The organism is Lysobacter rhizosphaerae (assembly GCF_054779795.1).
This window is the reverse complement of record NZ_BAAGXO010000001.1, coordinates 411,918-429,836: the sequence shown is the minus strand read 5'-3', so window position 1 is coordinate 429,836 and position 17,919 is coordinate 411,918. Positions and strand designations below refer to the sequence as shown.

The window sequence follows — 17,919 nt, the reverse complement described above, 5'->3', positions numbered from 1 at the left end:
ACGTCGCGCGCACGTCGCTTTCAGCGGGCCGCGGCCCACGCCCGGATGATGCGGGCCATCTCGGTGACGCCTTCGGTCAGGGCGGCCGGGCCGGGCTGGAGGATCACCGGCGACTTGATCTCGTGCAGTTCGCCATCGCGCACCGCGGGAATGGCGTTCCATCCGGGACGCGCGGCGACCTTTTCCGGGCGGAACTTCTTGCCGCACCACGAGCCCAGGATGATGTCGGGCGCGCGCCGCACCACTTCATCGCCGTTCTCCAGGATGCGCTGCTTCGCCAGCGATTCGGCGGCGCGTTCGGGAAAGATGTCGTCGCCGCCGGCGATGCGGACCAGCTCGGCGACCCAGCGGATGCCGGTAATCATCGGCTCGTCCCATTCCTCGAAATAGACCTTGGGCCGGCGCGGCAGCGTGGCGGCTTCGCGCTCGATCGCCGCGAGGCCCGCTTGCAGGCTTTCGGCGTAGGCATTCGCCCTGTCGCCGGCCCCGACGAGTGCGCCGAGGCGGCGGATGTAGTCGAGGATCCCGTCGACGCCGCGATGGTTGCTGATCCACACCTCGACGCCGTGCTTGATCAGTTCGGCGGCGATGTCGGCCTGGATGTCGGAAAAACCCACCACGAAGTCCGGCTGCAGCTTCAGGATCTCGCCGATCTTCGCCGAGGTGAAAGCGCTGACCTTCGGCTTCTCCCTGCGTGCGATCGCCGGGCGCACCGTGAAGCCGCTGATGCCGACGATGCGATGCTGCTCGCCCAGCGCGTACAACACCTCGGTGGGCTCCTCGGTGAGGCAGACGATGCGTTGCGGCCCCATGCTCATTGCCCGAAACCGGTCACGGATACAGCATCCGCTTCGCCCACTCGCCCGCGCGGTTGCGCTCGTAGAGCCAGCGTTCGTGCAGGCGGAAATCGGCGCCGAACCAGAATTCGATCTTCTCCGGCTTCACCCGCAGGCCGCCCCAGCGTGGCGGCCGCGGAATATCGCGGTCCTCGAACTCCACCTCGAGCCGGGCCAGCCGCTGTTCGAAGGTGTCACGCGAATCGAGCGTCTCCGACTGCTTCGAAGCCCATGCCCCCAGCTGGCTGCCGCGCGGACGGCTGGCGAAGTAGGTGTCGGCTTCGGCGTCGCCCACGATTTCCACCGTCCCTTCCACGCGCACCTGGATGCCATTGCGCACGCGCGGCCAGTAGAACAGCAGCGCGGCATGCGGATTGGCCTGCAGCTCGCGGCCCTTGCGGCCGTCGAGATGGGTGTAGAAGACGAAACCGCGCGGATCGTGGGCCTTGAGCAGGACGGTGCGCGCCGAAGGCCGGGCGTCGAGCGCGGCGGTGGCGACGATCATGGCGGTGCGGTCGGGTTCGCCCGCGGCCGCCGCCTCGTCAAAGAGGCGGTCAAAGGTGGCCAGGGCTTCGGCGTAGAGGTCGGTGGCGGTCATCCCGCCATTGTATGCGCGGGTCGCGGCGCCCACCCCCGGGGTCATTGCACGATGAAGGTCACGCGCAGGTTGACGCGCCATTCGGTCACGTTGCCGGCCTCGTCGGTGACGACCTTGATCTCGTTGACCCAGGCGCCCTGGATGTTCTTCACCGACTCGGCGCATTTCTTCAGGCCCGCCTTCACGGCGTCCTCCATGCTGGTCTTCGACGCGGCGTTGAGCTCGATGATCTTGGCGACCGACATGGCGGTTCTCCCTGGATGACCGGCGCGGCGCCGGAATGAGTGGGAGCTGCGACGCTACGCCGCGCTCCGTTAAGCGCGCGGCTAGAATCGCGGCATGGACCCCGCCAGCAACCTGATCCTCGTCGGCCCGATGGGCGCGGGGAAAACCTGCGTCGGCGAACGCCTCGCCCTGCAGTGCGGGCTGCGCCTGCTCGACCTCGACCACGAGATCGAGCGCGATGCCGGAGCGAGCGTGGTGCAGATCTTCGAGCACGAAGGCGAAGCCGGTTTCCGCGCACGCGAAAGCGCGATGCTGGCCGAACTGCTGCGCGGCGATGGCATCGTATTGGCTACCGGCGGCGGCGCCGTGCTCGACGCCGACAACCGCGCGCTGCTGCGCGGACGCGGCTTCGTCGTGCATCTGCACGCAAGCGTCGAGCAGCAGCTGCAGCGCCTCGCGTTCGACGACACCCGCCCGCTGCTCGCGCGTCCCGATCGTGAGGACGTGCTGCATGATCTCGCCGCCGCCCGCGCGCCGTGGTACGCGGAAGTGGCGGACCTCGTATTCGACACCGCCGGTCTCGACACCGACGCCGCCGCCACGCAACTGGCCGCGTTGCTGGAGCAGCGCTGGCATCGCATCGGAGCCAACGCATGACCGGGCCGCATCCCCATTCCCACAGGCAGGTCGAAGTCTCGGGCGACGCGCCCTACACGATCACCATTGGTCCGGGCCTGCTCGCGGCCGGGTACGCGGACAATGCGCGGCGGCTGGGCCAGGTCCTGCGCGGGCGCCATGCGCTGGTCGTCAGCGACAGCAACGTCGCGCCGCTGTATGCCGATGGCGTCGAGGCGTTGTTGCGCGCGGCGAAGCCCCAGCTCGTGCTCTCGCGCTGGGTCATGCCGGCGGGTGAACAGGAGAAGACCCTCGCCCGCTTCGGCGAATGCCTCGATGCCCTCGCCGCGCTGGGGGCGACGCGTGACGCCACCGTGGTAGCGCTGGGCGGCGGGGTGGTCGGCGACCTCGCCGGCTTCGCCGCGGCCTGCTGGATGCGCGGCATCGACTGCGTGCAGCTGCCGACCACGCTGCTGGCGATGGTCGACTCCGCGGTCGGCGGCAAGACCGCGGTGGACCTGCCGCACGGCAAGAACCTGGTCGGCGCCTTCCATCCGCCGCGCACGGTGATCACCGACACCACCGTGCTGCGCACCCTGCCCGATCGCGAATTGCGCGCGGGCCTGGCCGAAGTCGTGAAGTACGGCGCCATCTTCGACGCGCACTTCCTTGGCTGGCTTGACGCCCATGCCGAGGCCCTGCTGGCGCGCGATGACACCGCGCTGGCCGAGGTCATCGCCCGCTGCTGCGAATTCAAGGCCGATGTCGCGGCGCAAGATCCCTACGAGCACGGCCACCGTGCCCTGCTCAACTTCGGCCACACCTTTGGCCACGCCATCGAGGCCGAGCAGGGTTACGGCGCCGGCCGCGACGCGCTCCTCCATGGCGAAGCCGTGGCGGTGGGCATGGTGCTGGCGGCCCGGCTGTCGACCCTGCTCGGCCTCGCCCCGGCATCCGATGGCGACCGCCTGCAGGCGCTGCTGCAGCGCTTCGGCCTGCCCACCGCGGTGCCCGATGGACTGGAGGCCGGGGCCCTGATCGCCCGCATGCGCCTGGACAAGAAGGCGGACGCCCATGGGCTGCGCTTCATCCTCCTGGACAGCGCAGGGGCCGCGCGCGTGGTCGCGGGCGTCGCCGAGAGCAGCGTGCGCGCCGTCCTGGAAGCCAGCTGAAGCCAGCAACCGGCAGGAAGGCCGCGCCCAGCCCTTACAATGCGCGTCCCATGCGCCTGCTCCTGCAACAACGCCCCCAGGGCCACGAAGCCCCGCGCTTCGTGCAACTGATGCTGCAGCCCGACCTGTTCGGCGGCTGGGAACTGCTGCGCGAAACCGGCCAGATCGGGGGCCGCAGCACGGTCCGGCGCGAAGTCTTCCTCGACCAGACCGCCGCCCTCGCCGCGCTGGAGCATGCGCGCGACCAGCAGATCAAGCGTGGCTTCCAGTTGATGTTCGCCCAAGGCATGGAAGCGCCGAAGAACTCGTGATCGTGGCAGTTCCCGCCACGTCCCCCCACCAGGACGACCCCCACTCGTGCCCGCACCCCTGAAAAACGATCGTTTCCTCCGCGCCCTGCGCCGTGAGCCCGTCGACTGCACCCCGGTCTGGCTGATGCGCCAGGCCGGCCGCTACCTGCCCGAGTACCGCGCCACGCGCGCCAAGGCCGGCAGCTTCCTGGCGATGGCCAAGAACCCGGAACTCGCCTGCGAAGTCACGCTGCAGCCGCTGCGCCGCTTCCCGCTCGACGCCGCGATCCTGTTCTCCGACATCCTCACCGTGCCCGACGCCATGGGCTTGGGCCTGTACTTCGTCGAGGGCGAAGGCCCGAAGTTCGAGCGCCCGATCCGCACGGCCGCCGACATCGCGCGCCTAGGCGTGCCGGACATGGAAACCGACCTGGGCTACGTGATGGATGCGGTACGCACCATCCGCCGCGAACTGGATGGCTCGGTGCCGCTGATCGGCTTCTCGGGATCGCCGTGGACCTTGGCCTGCTACATGGTCGAAGGCGGCGGCAGCGACAACTACTCCAAGGTGAAATCGCTGGCGCTCAATGACCCGGCCGCGATGCACAAGCTGCTCGACGTCACCACCGACGCCGTCATCGCCTATCTGTCCGCGCAGCACCAGGCGGGTGCACAGGCGCTGCAGGTGTTCGATACCTGGGGCGGCGTGCTGTCGCCGGCGATGTACCGCGAATTCTCGCTGCGCTACCTGCAGCGCATCGCCGCCGAACTGCCGCGTGGCGAAGGCGCCGGACGCGCGCCCCTGATCCTGTTCGGCAAGGGCAACGCGCCGTACGTCGAAGACCTGGCCAGCAGCGGCGCCGAAGCGGTCGGCGTCGACTGGACCATCGAACTCGGCGACGCCGCCCGCCGCGCCGGCAGCAAGGTCGCGATCCAGGGCAACCTCGATCCGGTCACGCTGTACGCCGACCCCGACGCGATCCGTCGCGAAGCCAGCCGCGCCCTCGACAGCTACCGCGATGGCAACGGCGGTTCACGCGAGGGCCACGTGTTCAACCTCGGCCACGGCATGTCGCCCGACATGAAGCCCGAACACGTCGGCGTCCTGGTCGACGCAGTGCACCAGCTCAGCATGCGTTGATCCTGGTCGGCCGCGTGCGCGACCGGTTCATGTCTGCGCTCGTTATCGCGGGACGGGACCGCGCGCCGAGGATCGGAGTCCGCCGGCAAAAAAGAAATGGCCGCTCACGCGGCCATTTCCCCCCTGTCACTGGCGCATGCAGCCACGCCAGAAACGCTGCGCATGAGAGCCTGGCGCCCGTTCCTCGGGCTGGCCGTCATGGCAGCTGCTCCAACATATCCGAATACTAGATATCCGTAAACAGGATATAGCTTTCTTGTGGTCCCACATCCGACCACGCCCGTGCCTGCCAAATCGCTCTACAGGAAAGAGAACGCCGCCCTCGCCCGCCTCATCCGCGAAATGCGCATTGCCGCCGACCTCACCCAGGTCGCATGTGCGGAAGCACTCGGGCGACCGCAGTCTTTTGTAAGCAATGTCGAGAGTGGCGAGCGGCGCCTGGATTTGTTGCAGCTGCGCGAGTATTGCGCCGTATGCGGAGTGTCGCTCACGACCTTCATCAAAAGATTCGAGGCATCGCTTTAGGTCCGTCTGGGACCGACCCCAACAACCACCTCATGCATCCACCGCCTGGCCGATTTCGGCATCCATGTCGTGCAACGCCTGTCCGCGCACGGGTGGGTCGATGCCCTCCAGCAGGGTGGCGAGCATCTTCAGTGTCATGGGCTTGCGGATGAAATGGTCGAAGCCGGCGTCTATCGCTTCGGGTTGGGCATCGGCATCGGCACGCGCGGTGACTGCGATGAGCGGCGGCTGGAAACCTTGTATGCGCAGTTGTCGCGCAAGCGCCAGGCCGTCCATGCCAGGGAGGTCGAGGTCGAGCAGGGCGGCGTCGAACGGCGTGGTCGCCACGGCCACCAGCGCGGACAGTCCATTGGGCACATGGACGACATGATGGCCCTGCAGGCGCAGCAGGCCGGTCAGTACGTCGGCCACGGTCGGATCATCCTCCACGAGCAGTAACGACAGACTGCGCTGCGTGGGCGCTTCGGAAACCTCCGCCTCGTCGCGGGCAGCGAAGACGGGCGATGCCGGCATCGGCAGGCGCACGCTGAAGCGGGTGCCTTCCCCGGGCGCGCTGTCGATCCCGATGCTGCCCTCCATCGCTGCGGCGAGTTCCTGGCTTATCGCAAGCCCCAGGCCGCTGCCGCCGTAACGCGCACTGGTGCGCGCACCTTCGGCCTGCTCGAAGCGGCGGAACAGCCGCGATTTCTGTTCGGGATTGAGGCCGGGACCGGTGTCGGCGACTTCGAAGCACACGCCTTCCGGCGTCGGCGCCACGCCGAGCGAAACGCTGCCGCGCTCGGTGAACTTCACTGCGTTGCCGAGCAGGTTGAGCAGGATCTGGCGCACGCGGGCAGCATCGCCGCGCACGTGCCGCGGCGTGTCGTCGCCGATGCTCAGCGCGAAGGCGAGCCCGCGCTGCTTGGCCAGGGGAGCGACCAGGGCGGCGAGGTCCTCCATCAAGGCATGCAGGTCGAAAGACTCGTCGGCGAGCTCGAGCTTGCCAGATTCGATCCGCGCCAGGTCCAGCGCGTCGTTGACCAGTCGCAGCAGGTGCTCGCCCGCGCCGCGGATCGCGCCGACATAACCGCGTTGCTGCGGGTTGAGCGCCGTGCCCAGGAGCAGTTCGCTCATGCCCAGCACGCCGGTCATCGGCGTGCGCACCTCGTGGCCGAGCGTGGCGAGGAAGCGGGTCTTGGCCAGCGACGCCTGCTCGGCCAGGTCCTGCTTCTGCCTGGCGAGCTGCCAGGCATGCCGGCGCTTGAGGCGCTGGCGGTAAGCACTCGCCAGCATCCACGCCAGCGCCGCGGCCGCGAGCGCGAACGTGCCGGTCGCCCACCACGTCTGCCACCACGGCGGCTGCACGTCGAGCACGAGCTCCTGCACTGGCGACCACACGTTGTCCGCCGCGCGGGCCTGCACGTGCAGGCGATAGCGGCCGGGCTTGAGGCGCGAGAACACGCGTTCGCCGGACGGACCGGTCTCGACCCAGTCGCTGTCGTGGCCGTCCAGGCGGAAGCGATAGCCGTGGTTGCGCGCATCGTTGAACGAGAGCAGTCGCGCCACGATGCGAACGTCGCGTGCGTCATGCGCGATCGTGATGGTGCCGTGCGGAGCGAAGGCCACCTTGCCATCACCGCTCAGCGCATCGACGGATTCGATCACCAGCCGCGGTGGCACACTCGTGTCCTTCATCGCGGAGGGATCGAAGATCACCAGCCCGTCGGTCGCGCCGGCGAGGATGCGTCCGTCGCCCGGGCGCACCACCGGTGCGTCTTCGAACTCCTGCCCCGGCAAGCCGTCGCGCACGCCGAAGACGCGGACGGAGCGATTGGCAGGATCCACACGGATCAGGCCGCGCACGCTGGTCAACCAAAGCCGGTCGGCGATGTCGATGGCGATGCCGGCGGGTTCGAGCGCGGGGAATCCGTTGCGCGTGTCGATGCCGGATTCCAGCGTGAGCGCGGCGCCATTCCAGCGATAGGCCTCGACCGCACCGAAGCGGGCGAGCCACACGCGATGCTTGTCGGCGCTCGCGAAACCGAAGACGCGTTGCGACGGCGCGCCCGGCACCGGCTCGAAGCGCCGCGCCCCCGCATTCCACATCAACAACCCCTTCGAGCCGGCGAGCCACAACGCACCATCCGGGCCAGTTCCAATCTGTTCGATGAAGAGGTCGGACGGCAGGCCGTCCTTGCCGGAGGGCATCGAACGCTGGACGCGGCCTTCCTCGTCGCGCACCTGCACGCCGTGTTCGGTCGCCAGCCACAGCAGGCCATCGGCGGTCTGCGCGAAGCGCGCCTCGCCGAACAGCGCCGCATCGGCACCGTCGCCGCGGCGCCAGCGCGTGACGGCGCCACTGGCCGGATCCACGCGCGCCAGGCCTTCCGAGTAGCTCGCCCACACCTGCCCGCGCCGGTCCTCGAACACGTTGGCGAGCACGTAGCCCGCGCCGACATCGCGCGCGACGTGCGTCAATGCCCCCGTCTCGGGATTCAGCCGGTCGAGCACACCGCCCGAGCCCACCAGCCACATGTCGCCCGTGGCCGAAGGCGCGATGCCGCGCACGTGCGCGTTGGCGATCGAGCCCGGCACGCCGTCGCGGCGCGACAACACCGCGAAGCGGCGCCAGTTTGCCGGCAGGTACCACAGGCCATTGGTGTAGCTGACGAACCACAGCCCACCTTCGCGATCCTGGTGCGCACCGACCCACGAGGGCCGGACGGCTCCATTCGCAGAGCCGTACAGCGGCACCGGCTCGATGCCGCGTTCGCCATTGATGCCCAGGCCGGCGGGAACGTCGTACCAGTACTGGCCGCTGCGATCGTGACTGAGGACATGCAGCACCTTGCCGTCGCCCGCCAGCTGCGCGAACGGCGCTTTGGAATAGCGGCCATCGGGCCGGCGCACGCTGACGCCTTCGGGCGTGCCGATCCACAGCGTGCCGTCGCGCTCGATGGTGAGGCCGTTCACCACCGATGAATTCAAGGCGGACTCGGGCACGCGCTCGAAGTCGCGCCCGGTCCAGCGCGCGACGCCGCCCTGCGTGCCGACCCACAGCGTGCCGTCGGGCGCGACCACGAGTTGGCCAACGCCGGCGTGCGGGAGGCTGCGCGGGTCGCCCGCTCGCGGCATGAAGCGGACGACCGCCTTGCCATCGGCGGCGATGCGGTAGAGGCCGCCATCGGCGGTGCCGAACCAGGTCGCGCCATCCGGCGTGGATGCCACCGACCAGACATCGTCGCTCGCCATCGCCGGCGTGTTGCCGCGGCTGTAGTAACGGAAGTGCCGGCGTTCTGCATCGAGGACGCCGAGGCCGGCCTGGTGCGTGCCGAACCACACCCGGTTGCGTGCATCCACGTTCACCGACCAGACGAAGTTGTCGTGCAGCCCCTGCTCGACACGCCAGGTGCGGAAGTCGACGCCGTCGTGGCGAACCAGACCGTCGCTGGTCGCTATCCACAGATAACCGGCGCGGTCTTCGGCGATGCCATTGATCCGGTTCGATGGCAGGCCGTCCGCCACGGTGAACTGGCGCAGGCGCGGTGTCTCCGGCAGGCCCGCGTGCGCGCCTGCCGCCATGCCTGCGATGAACAGCACCAACGCCCACTTCCCTGTCACTCCAGCGGCGCGCAATACGACACGCGCTGCCAGCCCCTTCCAGGCCATTGCCATGCGTCATCCCCCCGGATTCCCCGTCGCTAGGCTCGTCCATGCCGCGGCCGACTTCAAGTCACCCGCCGGGCTTCACCCATTCAGTCAGCGCGTTCAGTCAGCGCGGCCTAGAATCGGCCGCCTCCCCCTCGAGGGCTCCGCCATGGCGTGTCGCCTGTCCTGCCTGCTCGCATGCGCGCTCCTGTCCGCCGCCGGCGCGGCCCAGGCCGAAACCGCGACCTATTCGCTCGATCCCGTCCACACGCGCGTGGTCTTCCTGGTGGAGCACGCCGGTTTCTCGCATGCGATGGGCTCGATTTCCGGCAGTTCCGGCACGCTCCGTTTCGATCGCGACGACTGGCGCAGTGCGCAGGTCGACGTTACGGTACCGCTCACTCGCCTGGACCTGGGCGATGCGAAATGGAACGCGTCGGTGCTGGGCACCAACCTGCTCGACGGCAAGCACCATCCCGAGGCGCATTTCGTTTCCAACCAGGTCGAGGGCATCGATGCCGACCACGCGATGGTCTGCGGTGATCTCACCCTGCGTGGTGTCACCCAGCCCGTGTGCATGGACGTGACCTTCAACGCGCTCAAGCGGCATCCACTGCCACCGTTCCACCGCACCGCCGGGTTTTCCGCGACAGCGGTCCTGAGCCGCAAGGCCTTCGGGATGACGGCGTGGCCAACGGTGATCGGCGACGAGGTCAAGCTGTTGATCGAAGCCGAGGCCGCTCGCGGCCAAGGCGAAGGCAGGGAAGCTCCGGCCGCCGCCGAACCCGCCCCGGCCGAGGAATGCCAGCCCGACCGCGAATCCGAAACCGCTCCACCTGCCTCTACCGACTGCCAGCCCTCCCCGCAGCCCGCCTCCCCGCAGCCTGAGCCGGACCAGCCGCCACCGCCACCACAACGAGACCATCCATGACCTGGAAGAACACCGCCGAACGCTGGGGCCCCGTCAGCCAGCTGCTGCACTGGCTGATCGTGCTGCTGATCCTGGGTCTGGGCACCGTCGGCCTGGTGATGACGGAGATGCGCAACAGCCCGGACAAGATCCAGGTCTACCTGCTGCACAAATCCTTCGGCCTCACGGTGCTGGCGCTGATCGCGCTGCGACTGCTGTGGCGCCTGTACGCAGGCGCGCCCAAGCCGGTGCCGGGTACGCCGCATTGGCAGGAACGCATCGCATCGCTCACCCACGCCGCGATGTACGCGCTGGTGGTCGCCATACCGATCAGCGGCTGGGTGCTGAATTCGGCCGCCGGCTTCCCATTGCGCTGGTTCGGACTCTTCAACCTGCCGGCGATAGCAGGCAAGAGCAAAGCGCTGCACGAAGTCTCCGTGGAAGTGCATGAGTGGCTGTTCTGGACACTGATCGCCGTTGCAGTCATGCATGCGGCCGCCGCGATCTACCACCACGTCTTCCAGCACGATGCCACCCTGGCGCGCATGCTGCCGCGCGGCTGGCTGCGCGTACCCCATGCCACTCCCACTCCCCCCATCGCCCAGGAGCGCCGCGATGTCGTTTAAGTTCGTTTTCCTTGCCGGTCTGATGGTCGCGGCCTCACCCGTGGTCGCGGCTGACTACGTGCAGGCGCCGGGCTCGGTGCTGGCCTTCGCCGGCACCTACGAGGGCGAGGCCTTCACCGGCCGCTTCCCGGGTTTTGTCACCCGGTTCTCGTTCGATCCCGCGCAATTGGCGAATGCCAAGCTCGACGTCACCATCCCGCTCGCCACCGCCAGCACCGGCAACAGCGACTACGACGGCGAGATGCGCGGCAGTTCGTTCTTCAACGCGGCGAAGTTCCCGCAGGCGCGCTACACCGCGACCAGCTTCCGCGCGCTCGGCGGCAACAATTTCGTCGCCAACGGCACCCTGAACCTGCGCGGCGTCAGCAAGCCCGTCGCCCTGACGTTCACATGGACGCCGGGCGCGCAGCCGGTCCTGTCCGGCAAGGCCGTGGTGAACCGGCTGGATTTCGGCGTGGGCCAGGGCGACTGGGCCGAGACCGATCTCGTCCCTAATTCGATCGCGGTCAGCACCAAGGTGATTTTCACTCCGGCGAAGTGACTTCCTGAACGACGGGGACGGCAGGCCCGGCCTTGCGCCGGGCGTTCAGCATTTGCCTTTCAATTCCGGGCCAGCCATTCCCGCAACTGGCCCTCGTCGAACGGCCATTCCAGTTCGGTTTCGCTCGCCTCGTCCCGCAAAACGGGCACCCGCGTGCCGTAGCGCTCCTCGAGCAGGGCGTCGCCGTCGATGAACACACTCTCGAACTCCGGGGCCTGCGCCTGCGCCAACACGTCCAGGGCGAGATCGCACAGGTGGCAGTCGTCGCGCTGGAACAGGACCAACGAGCGCTTCTTCAACGAAAACCCCTCAATACGCCAGAGAATTGCGCGGGCGGGCCGCGCGGCGGGCATAGAATAGGCCGATTCGCGCGGGCACTCGCGCGTGCACCATCAATCTGGAACCACCATGGCTGTCAGCACCTTCGACCTGTTCAAAATCGGCGTGGGCCCGAGCTCCTCGCACACCGTCGGCCCGATGCGGGCGGCCTGCCGCTTCGCGCAGAAATGGCTGGAGGAAAACGGCAACCTTGAAAGGACCGCGCGCGTGCGCGCCGAGGTTTTCGGCTCGCTCGCCCTGACCGGCCGCGGCCACGGTACCGACAAGGCCGTGCTGATGGGCCTGGAAGGCCACATGCCGAACGAGATCGATCCCGATGTCATCCCCGATGCGCTCGCCCGCATCCGTGGCGAGAAGAAGATCCGCCTGCTCGGCAAACACGAGATCGCCTTCGACGAGAAGAACGATCTCATCATGAACAAGCGGCAGAAGCTGCCTTTCCACACCAATGGCATGCGCTTCATCGCCTACGACGCCGCGGGCGAGGTACTGGCCACGCGCGACTACTACTCGGTCGGCGGCGGCTTCGTCGTCAACCAGGACGAGGCGGCGGAAGACCGCATCGTCGCCGACACCACCGAGCTGCCCTACCCGTTCCACAGCGGCGCCGAACTGCTGCAGCAGTGCGAGGCCCACGGGCAGACCATCGCCGCGCTGATGTTCGCCAACGAACATGCCTGGCGTTCCGGCCCCGAGATCCGCCAGGGCCTGCGCGACCTCTGGACCGCGATGCAGGCCTGCGTGGCGCGCGGCATCCGTTCGGAAGGCACCCTGCCTGGTGGCCTGCACGTCACGCGCCGCGCCCCCGCGTTGCATGCCGAACTCTCCGGCAAGCCCGAGGCCGCGATGCGCGATCCGCTGACCGTGCTCGACTGGGTAAATCTGTATGCGCTCGCGGTGAACGAGGAGAACGCCGCCGGCGGCCGCGTCGTCACCGCGCCCACCAACGGCGCCGCCGGGATCATTCCCGCCGTGCTGCACTACTACGACCGCTTCTGCCCGGGCGCGAACGAACAGGGCGTGTTCGACTTCCTGCTCACCGCGTCCGCGGTCGGCATCCTCTACAAGGAAAACGCATCGATCAGCGGCGCCGAAGTCGGCTGCCAGGGCGAAGTGGGCGTGGCCTGCTCGATGGCGGCGGCCGGCCTCACCGCCGCGCTGGGCGGCACCCCGGGACAGATCGAGAACGCCGCGGAAATCGGCATGGAGCACAACCTCGGCCTCACCTGCGACCCCATCGGCGGGCTGGTGCAGATCCCCTGCATCGAGCGCAACGCGATGGGCTCGGTGAAGGCGATCAACGCCTCGCGCATGGCGATGCGCGGGGACGGCAAGCACAAGGTCTCGCTCGACAAGGTCATCAAGACCATGCGCGATACCGGCCGCGACATGCAGGACAAGTACAAGGAAACCTCGCGTGGCGGACTCGCGGTCAACGTGATCGAATGCTGAAGCACGTTTCATCCCGCCCCGGCTTGGCCCCCGCTCCCGTGGCGAGGCCGTCCGGATTGCGCAGTGGGGCGAGCCACGCGCCAGGATTTGACCTGTAGACTGGGGCCATGCAGGGAAACGCTCGAAAGTTCCGCCACTTCGTTATGTGGACCGCGCTCTACTTTGCCTGCGCGGTACTGGCCTCGCGTTTCCTGCGCAATTCCGACGGCGTCGCCCTGCTGTGGCCGAGTGCGGGCATCGGCTACGCCGTCGCCGTGCGTTACGGCCTGCGCTGGACCGCGGTCGTCGCCGTGGGCTCGCTGCTGTATGCGCTCCAGCTGGAACAGCCCACTCCGCTTTACGTGGCGCTGATCGTCGCCGGGAAAACCGCATCGACTGCCCTCGCGGCCTGGTACGTGCTGCGGAGCCGGGTCCTGCACCTGCGCACGGACGACGGCATGCGCCTGCTCGGGGGCGGCGTGATCCAGAGCGTGCTCAGCGCCGCTTTTGGCCTGTTTGCCATGCAGCAGGCCGGCCAGATGGACTACGCCAGCACGCCGGACGCCTTCATCCGCTGGGCACTGGGCGACATGCTGGGCATCGCCGTCGTCGCCCCCACCCTGCTGTTGGCCACGACCACGCGCAATCCGCTGCATCGGCTTTCGCCCTTCCACGAACCCGCATCCCGCCGCGAACGCATGTTCTGGCTCGCGCTGCTGGCCACGAGCTTCATCGCCATCCCGGCGCTCGGTGGCCGCGGCATCTACGTACTCGGCATGATCAGCGTGTCGCTGGTGCTGCTGTTGTGGTCCGCGCTGCGTTTCGCGCCGGTGTGGACGGCGGTGGCAACCGGGGTGACCGTCACATATTTCAGCGTTTCCGCCGGACTGGGAGTGGGTGGATTCACCGCACCGAAGTCGCTGGTCGAGACCGCGGTCCTGCTGTTACTGCTGTGCCTGGTGGCGGTGATTCCGGTGATGATGGCGCTCGCCGGGCTGGAGCAGCGCACGACCTCTTACGCGCTCTACCAGCGCGCCACCCGCGACACCCTGACCGGCCTGCTCAACCGCACGGCCTTCGAAGAGGAAGCCCGCCGCCTCCTGTCCGCCACGGACGCGCCGGCCACCCTGCTCTACCTCGACCTCGACAATCTCAAGATCATCAACGACAGCACCAGCCATGTCGCCGGCGACGACATGATCCACGCCATCGGCGGCGCGATCGGTGCGGTGGTTGGCGATGCGGCCGTCGTGGCCCGCACCGGCGGCGACGAGTTCGCGATCCTGCTGCCGCGAGGCGAGGCCGGCGCGATAGTCGAGGCCCGCCGCCTGCTCACTGAAATCGAGGCGATGCGGGTGCCGTGGGCGGACCAGGTGCTCACCACCACCGCGAGCATCGGCCTGGTGTCGGCGACCGCGCAGGACCGCGACTACGACATGCTCTTCTCGCATGCCGATGCCGCCTGCTTCGCCGCCAAGGAACTGGGCGGCAACCGGTTCCACGTGTCGTATCCGAGCAGCGACGAGGCGCAGGCACACAGCGCGGTGATGCGGTCCGCGCTGCGGATCCGCGAGGTGCTCGAACGCGAGCAGTTCCTGCTCTACGTGCAGCCCATCGTGCCGACGCACAACACCCGGTCCGGCGGCGTCCATTTCGAGGTGCTGCTGCGCTGGCAGGAGCCCGATGGCCGCATCCACGTGCCGGCCGAATTCATCTCCGCCGCCGAACGCTTCCGCATGGGGCCGCGCATCGACCGCTACGTCATCGATGCGACGCTGCGCTGGCTGGAGCGCAATCCGCAGGCGGCAAAAAGCGTGACCAGCTGCGGCATCAACCTCAGCGGCGCCACGCTGACCGACGAGCACTTCGCCGACTACCTCGCGATGCGCCTGCGCCGCAGCAGCTTCCCGGCGCAGAACCTGTGCCTGGAAATCACCGAAACCAGCGTCGTCCGCGATCGCCAGCGCGCGCAGCGCTTCATCGGCCAGATGCGCGACCTCGGCTGCCGCTTCGCGCTGGACGACTTCGGCACCGGCTTCTGCTCGTTCGGCTACCTCAGCGATCTGGATGTCGACTACATCAAGATCGACGGCAGCTTCATCCGCGGCCTCGAAGCCTCGCCACTGTCGCAGGCGGTCGTGCGTTCGATCGGCGACATCGCCCACGTGATCGGCAAGAGCACAATCGCCGAACAGGTCGAGACCGAAGCGGAGCACCGCATCCTGCAGGAGATGCAGGTCGACTACGCACAGGGCTACCTGTTCGGACGGCCGCAATCGATCGAGTCGTTCTTCGCGGCAAAATCGGCCGTGGCCTGAACCACTCGAAAGGGCTGCAGAACGCTTTGGCACGCCACGTTCTTTTCATCTGCAGCCAGAACCGGTTGCGCAGTCCGACGGCCGAACAGGTATTCGCCGACTGGCCGGGCATCGAGACGTCCTCGGCCGGGCTCAACCACGATGCGGAAAATCCGGTGACGCCGGAGCTGCTGCACTGGGCCGACATCATCTTCGTGATGGAACGGGCGCATCGCTCCAAGCTGTCGTCGCGGTTCAAGCCGCATCTGGGCAATGCGCGCGTGGTCTGCCTGGACATCCCGGACGACTACGAGTTCATGGATCCCGACCTTGTGCGCCTGCTAAAGGCCAAGGTGCCGCGCCACCTGCCGTCCACCTGAGCGCAGATTCGACCGCAAAAAAAGAGAGGCGGGTTTCCCCGCCTCCGTGATAGTCGTTGCGGGCTAGATATACATGCCCAGGACGAACACCTCGCTGAAGTCGCTGCGCCCGACAACACTGAGGAAATAAGTCCCCTCGCGCGGATGGTCGATCGTTACCGTCTCGATGTTGGCCAGCAGCACCGATTCGTGATCGCAGTGCAGTGGCGTCGGCACGCATGCGTGGCTCACGAACAGGGCGACGCCGCCCTGCCCCTGGGCGCGCAGGGTCAACCTGCGCGCCCGCGGGGGAACGTCGATCCGGAACAGCAGCGCGTCCCCGGCGGCGCCAGCCTGGTCCACGACTGCAACGCAGTTCGTGAGCAGCTTTCCCGGGCTCATGGATTCCGCTTCCATCTGCGCGTGCCCATCCGGTTCGCGTGCCGTCAGTAAAGGCCCAGCACCGACACATTGGCGAAAGCCGTTTCGCCCGTGACGAGCAGGTAGTAGGTCCCGGCCGCCGGACTGGTGATCACCACCGTTTCGGCGTTGCCGGCCTTGGCCGACTTGCGGTCGTAGCTGGCCGTCGACGGCATCCGGTCGCGTGCCACGTAGATCGACACATCGCCGCTGCCGCCATAAGTGCGCAGGTTCAGGCTGGTCTTTCCGGCTGGCACGATGATCCGGTACGTCAACGCATCACCGGCAGTGCCGGACTGCGCGCTGACGGCGACGCGGTTGGTCAGCAGCATGCTCGTATCGGCGGGAATGTCCTGCATGGCGGCCTGCACGGCGGCGCCGGCGTCGACGATGCCCGAACCGATCGATTGACTGAACGGTGGCGTCACGCCGAAGGGACGCGCCGTGGCACGCAGCACGGTCTTGACCTGGGCCGGCGTCAGCGCCGGCTTGCCGGCGGCGTTGGCGGCGCTCTGCATCAAGGCAACGACACCGGCCACGTGCGGGCTCGCCATCGACGTACCCTGCATGCCGACATATAGATCGCCGCCGGGACTGGCGACCGGCGCCTGCGTGCCCGTGTTGCCGAGTGACCAGATGACGCCGTAGTCCGGGGCGACGCCGGTGTAATCGCCACCCGGTGCCGCCAGCGCAACGGTGCCGCCGTAGTTGGAATAACTCGCACGCGCGCCGGTCTGGCCGGTGGCGCCCACCGTGATGACACCCTTGCAGCTGGCCGGCGAGAACTGGGCCGCGTCGGTGTTGCTGTTGCCGGCCGCGACCACGACGGTCACGCCGCGGCTGTTCGCACCGTCAATGGCGGCTTGCGTCACCGGATCGGTGCTGCAGGCGCCATAACCGCCCAGGCTCATGTTGATGACTTCCGCCGGCGTGGCGTTGGCAGGCACGCCAGCGACAGTACCGCCGGATGCCCAGGTGATCGCATCGGCGATGTCGGAGGTGTAGCCGCCACCGTGACCAAGCACGCGCACCGGCTGCACCTTGGCGTTGAACGCGACGCCGGCCATGCCGAGGTTGTTGTTGGTCACCGCACCCACCGTGCCGGCTACATGCGTGCCGTGGAACGAGCTGTCGTCCGAACCCACCCAGTCGCCCGGATCATGCGCATCGGCATCACGTCCGTCGCCATCGCCGGCGACATCGGTGTCGATGATGAAGTCGTAACCGGGAACGATGTTGGCGTTGAGATCGGCGTGATCGAGATAGCCCGTATCGAGCACCGCCACGACGACGCCTTCGCCGGCCGTGGTGTCCCACGCGGTCGGTGCCTGGATGCCGGCGGTGGGATGGAAGTAATGCCACTGGTAGCCGTAGTGCGGATCATTGGGCATGAACGACAACCGCTGCCTGAGATAATCCGGTTGCGCGAACTCGACCATCGGGTCGGCGCGCAGCTCGACCAGCAACGCGTCCGCTTCGGCCTGGGTCAAATGGCGCGACAGGCGCACGAGGTCCGCGCCGATGGCGAGCTTGCGGACATGCTGCAGGCCCAGCGCGGTGCGCGTGCCATTGGCCTGGATCGCCAGGCCCGCGACGCCCGCGCGCATCGCCGCGGCATTCACTGTGTTCAACAGCGTGCCGGTGCTGCGTGAGGCTGCCGCGCCGGTCCTGTACTTGACGATGAAGCGATCGAAGCTGCCCTGCTTCACGAGTTTGCCCGGCAGGACAATGCGTCCGGAACGCGGCGCCGTCGATGCGGCGCTCGTGGCACCGGTCATCGTCTGTGCGCCCAGCGATGACACAGTCGATGCAGTGGGATTGGCGTGCCCCGCCGCCAGGGCGGACAGGGCGGTGAGGACGGCTGCGGTCAACGCGCCGGCGCCAAGAATACGGGTGCTGTTCTTCATTGCTCTCTCCGAGGAAATTGAGGTCGACGAAGGGCGGCTGGGGCTGCTTCCGAGTCAGGC

18 protein-coding genes are annotated in these 17,919 nt (G+C 68.0%); 11 read left to right on the top strand and 7 right to left on the bottom strand.

Annotated elements, in window-relative coordinates:
- Positions 1-20: 20 nt before the first annotated feature.
- From ACYVGE_RS01945 to ACYVGE_RS01935, 3 genes are read right to left on the bottom strand one after another with little or no spacing between them, the layout of a single operon-like run.
- Positions 21-812: a cobalamin-binding protein gene (locus tag ACYVGE_RS01945; protein WP_460727273.1), complete on the bottom strand. Its 792-nt coding sequence runs from the start codon at positions 810-812 to the stop codon at positions 21-23.
- 19 nt (positions 813-831) lie between these two features.
- Positions 832-1,434 carry a pyridoxamine 5'-phosphate oxidase gene (pdxH, locus tag ACYVGE_RS01940; protein ID WP_460726564.1) on the bottom strand — a complete coding sequence of 201 codons (603 nt, stop codon included), beginning with the start codon at positions 1,432-1,434 and terminating at the stop codon, positions 832-834.
- A gap of 41 nt (positions 1,435-1,475) precedes the next feature.
- Positions 1,476-1,679 carry a dodecin family protein gene (locus ACYVGE_RS01935; protein ID WP_310051324.1) on the bottom strand — a complete coding sequence of 68 codons (204 nt, stop codon included), beginning with the start codon at positions 1,677-1,679 and terminating at the stop codon, positions 1,476-1,478.
- Positions 1,680-1,773: 94 nt separating this feature from the next.
- Between ACYVGE_RS01935 and ACYVGE_RS01930 the strand changes: the two genes are divergently transcribed.
- From ACYVGE_RS01930 to ACYVGE_RS01910, 5 genes are all read left to right on the top strand, one after another.
- Complete coding sequence (locus ACYVGE_RS01930) at positions 1,774-2,316, top strand: shikimate kinase (protein WP_460726562.1); 543 nt, start codon at positions 1,774-1,776, stop codon at positions 2,314-2,316.
- Positions 2,313-3,446 carry a 3-dehydroquinate synthase gene (gene aroB, locus ACYVGE_RS01925; RefSeq protein WP_460726560.1) on the top strand — a complete coding sequence of 378 codons (1,134 nt, stop codon included), beginning with the start codon at positions 2,313-2,315 and terminating at the stop codon, positions 3,444-3,446. Before ACYVGE_RS01930 ends, aroB begins: the two co-directional genes overlap by 4 nt.
- A gap of 50 nt (positions 3,447-3,496) precedes the next feature.
- Complete coding sequence (locus tag ACYVGE_RS01920; RefSeq protein WP_460726558.1) at positions 3,497-3,757, top strand: WGR domain-containing protein; 261 nt, start codon at positions 3,497-3,499, stop codon at positions 3,755-3,757.
- A 46-nt stretch (positions 3,758-3,803) separates the two neighbouring features.
- Entirely contained in the window at positions 3,804-4,877 is a 1,074-nt protein-coding gene (gene hemE / locus ACYVGE_RS01915) for a uroporphyrinogen decarboxylase (protein WP_460726556.1), read from the top strand.
- Positions 4,878-5,159: 282 nt separating this feature from the next.
- On the top strand, positions 5,160-5,402 hold the full coding sequence (locus ACYVGE_RS01910; protein ID WP_460726554.1) for a helix-turn-helix domain-containing protein: 243 nt from the start codon (positions 5,160-5,162) through the stop codon (positions 5,400-5,402).
- A gap of 30 nt (positions 5,403-5,432) precedes the next feature.
- Here the strand turns inward: ACYVGE_RS01910 and ACYVGE_RS01905 are convergent, their stop codons facing one another.
- Positions 5,433-9,056 (bottom strand): ATP-binding protein, encoded by a 3,624-nt coding sequence (locus tag ACYVGE_RS01905; protein ID WP_460726552.1) that lies wholly within the window; start codon positions 9,054-9,056, stop codon positions 5,433-5,435.
- 142 nt (positions 9,057-9,198) lie between these two features.
- On the opposite strand from ACYVGE_RS01905, the gene ACYVGE_RS01900 reads away from it, so the two are divergent.
- The 3 genes from ACYVGE_RS01900 to ACYVGE_RS01890 are packed head-to-tail and all read left to right on the top strand — an operon-like array spanning position 9,199 to position 11,106.
- Positions 9,199-9,960 (top strand): YceI family protein, encoded by a 762-nt coding sequence (locus ACYVGE_RS01900; protein WP_460726550.1) that lies wholly within the window; start codon positions 9,199-9,201, stop codon positions 9,958-9,960.
- A complete protein-coding gene (locus ACYVGE_RS01895; RefSeq protein WP_460726548.1) occupies positions 9,957-10,565 on the top strand; it encodes a cytochrome b in 609 nt (202 codons plus the stop codon). Before ACYVGE_RS01900 ends, ACYVGE_RS01895 begins: the two co-directional genes overlap by 4 nt.
- Positions 10,555-11,106, top strand: a complete 552-nt coding sequence (locus ACYVGE_RS01890; RefSeq protein WP_460726546.1) for a YceI family protein — start codon at positions 10,555-10,557, stop codon at positions 11,104-11,106. The genes ACYVGE_RS01895 and ACYVGE_RS01890 overlap by 11 nt, the downstream gene beginning before the upstream one ends.
- Positions 11,107-11,165: 59 nt before the next feature.
- On the opposite strand, the gene ACYVGE_RS01885 is transcribed toward ACYVGE_RS01890, so the two are convergent.
- Entirely contained in the window at positions 11,166-11,405 is a 240-nt protein-coding gene (locus ACYVGE_RS01885; protein WP_460726544.1) for a glutaredoxin family protein, read from the bottom strand.
- A gap of 109 nt (positions 11,406-11,514) precedes the next feature.
- On the opposite strand from ACYVGE_RS01885, the gene ACYVGE_RS01880 reads away from it, so the two are divergent.
- The 3 genes from ACYVGE_RS01880 to ACYVGE_RS01870 all read left to right on the top strand — a co-directional run bounded on the left by ACYVGE_RS01880 (position 11,515) and on the right by ACYVGE_RS01870 (position 15,553).
- A complete protein-coding gene (locus tag ACYVGE_RS01880) occupies positions 11,515-12,897 on the top strand; it encodes an L-serine ammonia-lyase (RefSeq protein WP_460726542.1) in 1,383 nt (460 codons plus the stop codon).
- 107 nt (positions 12,898-13,004) lie between these two features.
- Positions 13,005-15,194 (top strand): putative bifunctional diguanylate cyclase/phosphodiesterase, encoded by a 2,190-nt coding sequence (locus tag ACYVGE_RS01875; protein WP_460726540.1) that lies wholly within the window; start codon positions 13,005-13,007, stop codon positions 15,192-15,194.
- 26 nt (positions 15,195-15,220) lie between these two features.
- On the top strand, positions 15,221-15,553 hold the full coding sequence (locus ACYVGE_RS01870) for a low molecular weight protein tyrosine phosphatase family protein (RefSeq protein ID WP_460726538.1): 333 nt from the start codon (positions 15,221-15,223) through the stop codon (positions 15,551-15,553).
- 63 nt (positions 15,554-15,616) lie between these two features.
- Here ACYVGE_RS01870 and ACYVGE_RS01865 read toward each other — a convergent pair whose 3' ends face one another.
- Both ACYVGE_RS01865 and ACYVGE_RS01860 read right to left on the bottom strand, forming a co-directional pair.
- A complete protein-coding gene (locus tag ACYVGE_RS01865) occupies positions 15,617-15,934 on the bottom strand; it encodes a hypothetical protein (RefSeq protein WP_460726536.1) in 318 nt (105 codons plus the stop codon).
- Between the two features lie 44 nt (positions 15,935-15,978).
- The gene (locus ACYVGE_RS01860) at positions 15,979-17,730 is read right to left on the bottom strand and encodes a S8 family peptidase (protein WP_460727271.1); all 1,752 of its coding nucleotides are present in this window, start codon (positions 17,728-17,730) and stop codon (positions 15,979-15,981) included.
- Positions 17,731-17,919 lie beyond the last annotated feature (189 nt).

What these genes read in the sequence shown, in the direction of transcription:
- ACYVGE_RS01895 (WP_460726548.1), top strand. Translation starts at nt 9,957, where the DNA reads ATGACCTGGAAGAACACCGCCGAACGCTGGGGCCCCGTCAGCCAGCTG.
- ACYVGE_RS01865 (WP_460726536.1), bottom strand. Translation starts at nt 15,934, where the DNA reads ATGAGCCCGGGAAAGCTGCTCACGAACTGCGTTGCAGTCGTGGACCAG.
- ACYVGE_RS01945 (WP_460727273.1), bottom strand. Translation starts at nt 812, where the DNA reads ATGGGGCCGCAACGCATCGTCTGCCTCACCGAGGAGCCCACCGAGGTG.
- pdxH (WP_460726564.1), bottom strand. Translation starts at nt 1,434, where the DNA reads ATGACCGCCACCGACCTCTACGCCGAAGCCCTGGCCACCTTTGACCGC.
- ACYVGE_RS01930 (WP_460726562.1), top strand. Translation starts at nt 1,774, where the DNA reads ATGGACCCCGCCAGCAACCTGATCCTCGTCGGCCCGATGGGCGCGGGG.
- ACYVGE_RS01890 (WP_460726546.1), top strand. Translation starts at nt 10,555, where the DNA reads ATGTCGTTTAAGTTCGTTTTCCTTGCCGGTCTGATGGTCGCGGCCTCA.
- ACYVGE_RS01880 (WP_460726542.1), top strand. Translation starts at nt 11,515, where the DNA reads ATGGCTGTCAGCACCTTCGACCTGTTCAAAATCGGCGTGGGCCCGAGC.
- ACYVGE_RS01935 (WP_310051324.1), bottom strand. Translation starts at nt 1,679, where the DNA reads ATGTCGGTCGCCAAGATCATCGAGCTCAACGCCGCGTCGAAGACCAGC.
- ACYVGE_RS01905 (WP_460726552.1), bottom strand. Translation starts at nt 9,056, where the DNA reads ATGGCAATGGCCTGGAAGGGGCTGGCAGCGCGTGTCGTATTGCGCGCC.
- ACYVGE_RS01900 (WP_460726550.1), top strand. Translation starts at nt 9,199, where the DNA reads ATGGCGTGTCGCCTGTCCTGCCTGCTCGCATGCGCGCTCCTGTCCGCC.
- aroB (WP_460726560.1), top strand. Translation starts at nt 2,313, where the DNA reads ATGACCGGGCCGCATCCCCATTCCCACAGGCAGGTCGAAGTCTCGGGC.
- ACYVGE_RS01875 (WP_460726540.1), top strand. Translation starts at nt 13,005, where the DNA reads ATGCAGGGAAACGCTCGAAAGTTCCGCCACTTCGTTATGTGGACCGCG.
- ACYVGE_RS01920 (WP_460726558.1), top strand. Translation starts at nt 3,497, where the DNA reads ATGCGCCTGCTCCTGCAACAACGCCCCCAGGGCCACGAAGCCCCGCGC.
- ACYVGE_RS01860 (WP_460727271.1), bottom strand. Translation starts at nt 17,730, where the DNA reads ATGACCGGTGCCACGAGCGCCGCATCGACGGCGCCGCGTTCCGGACGC.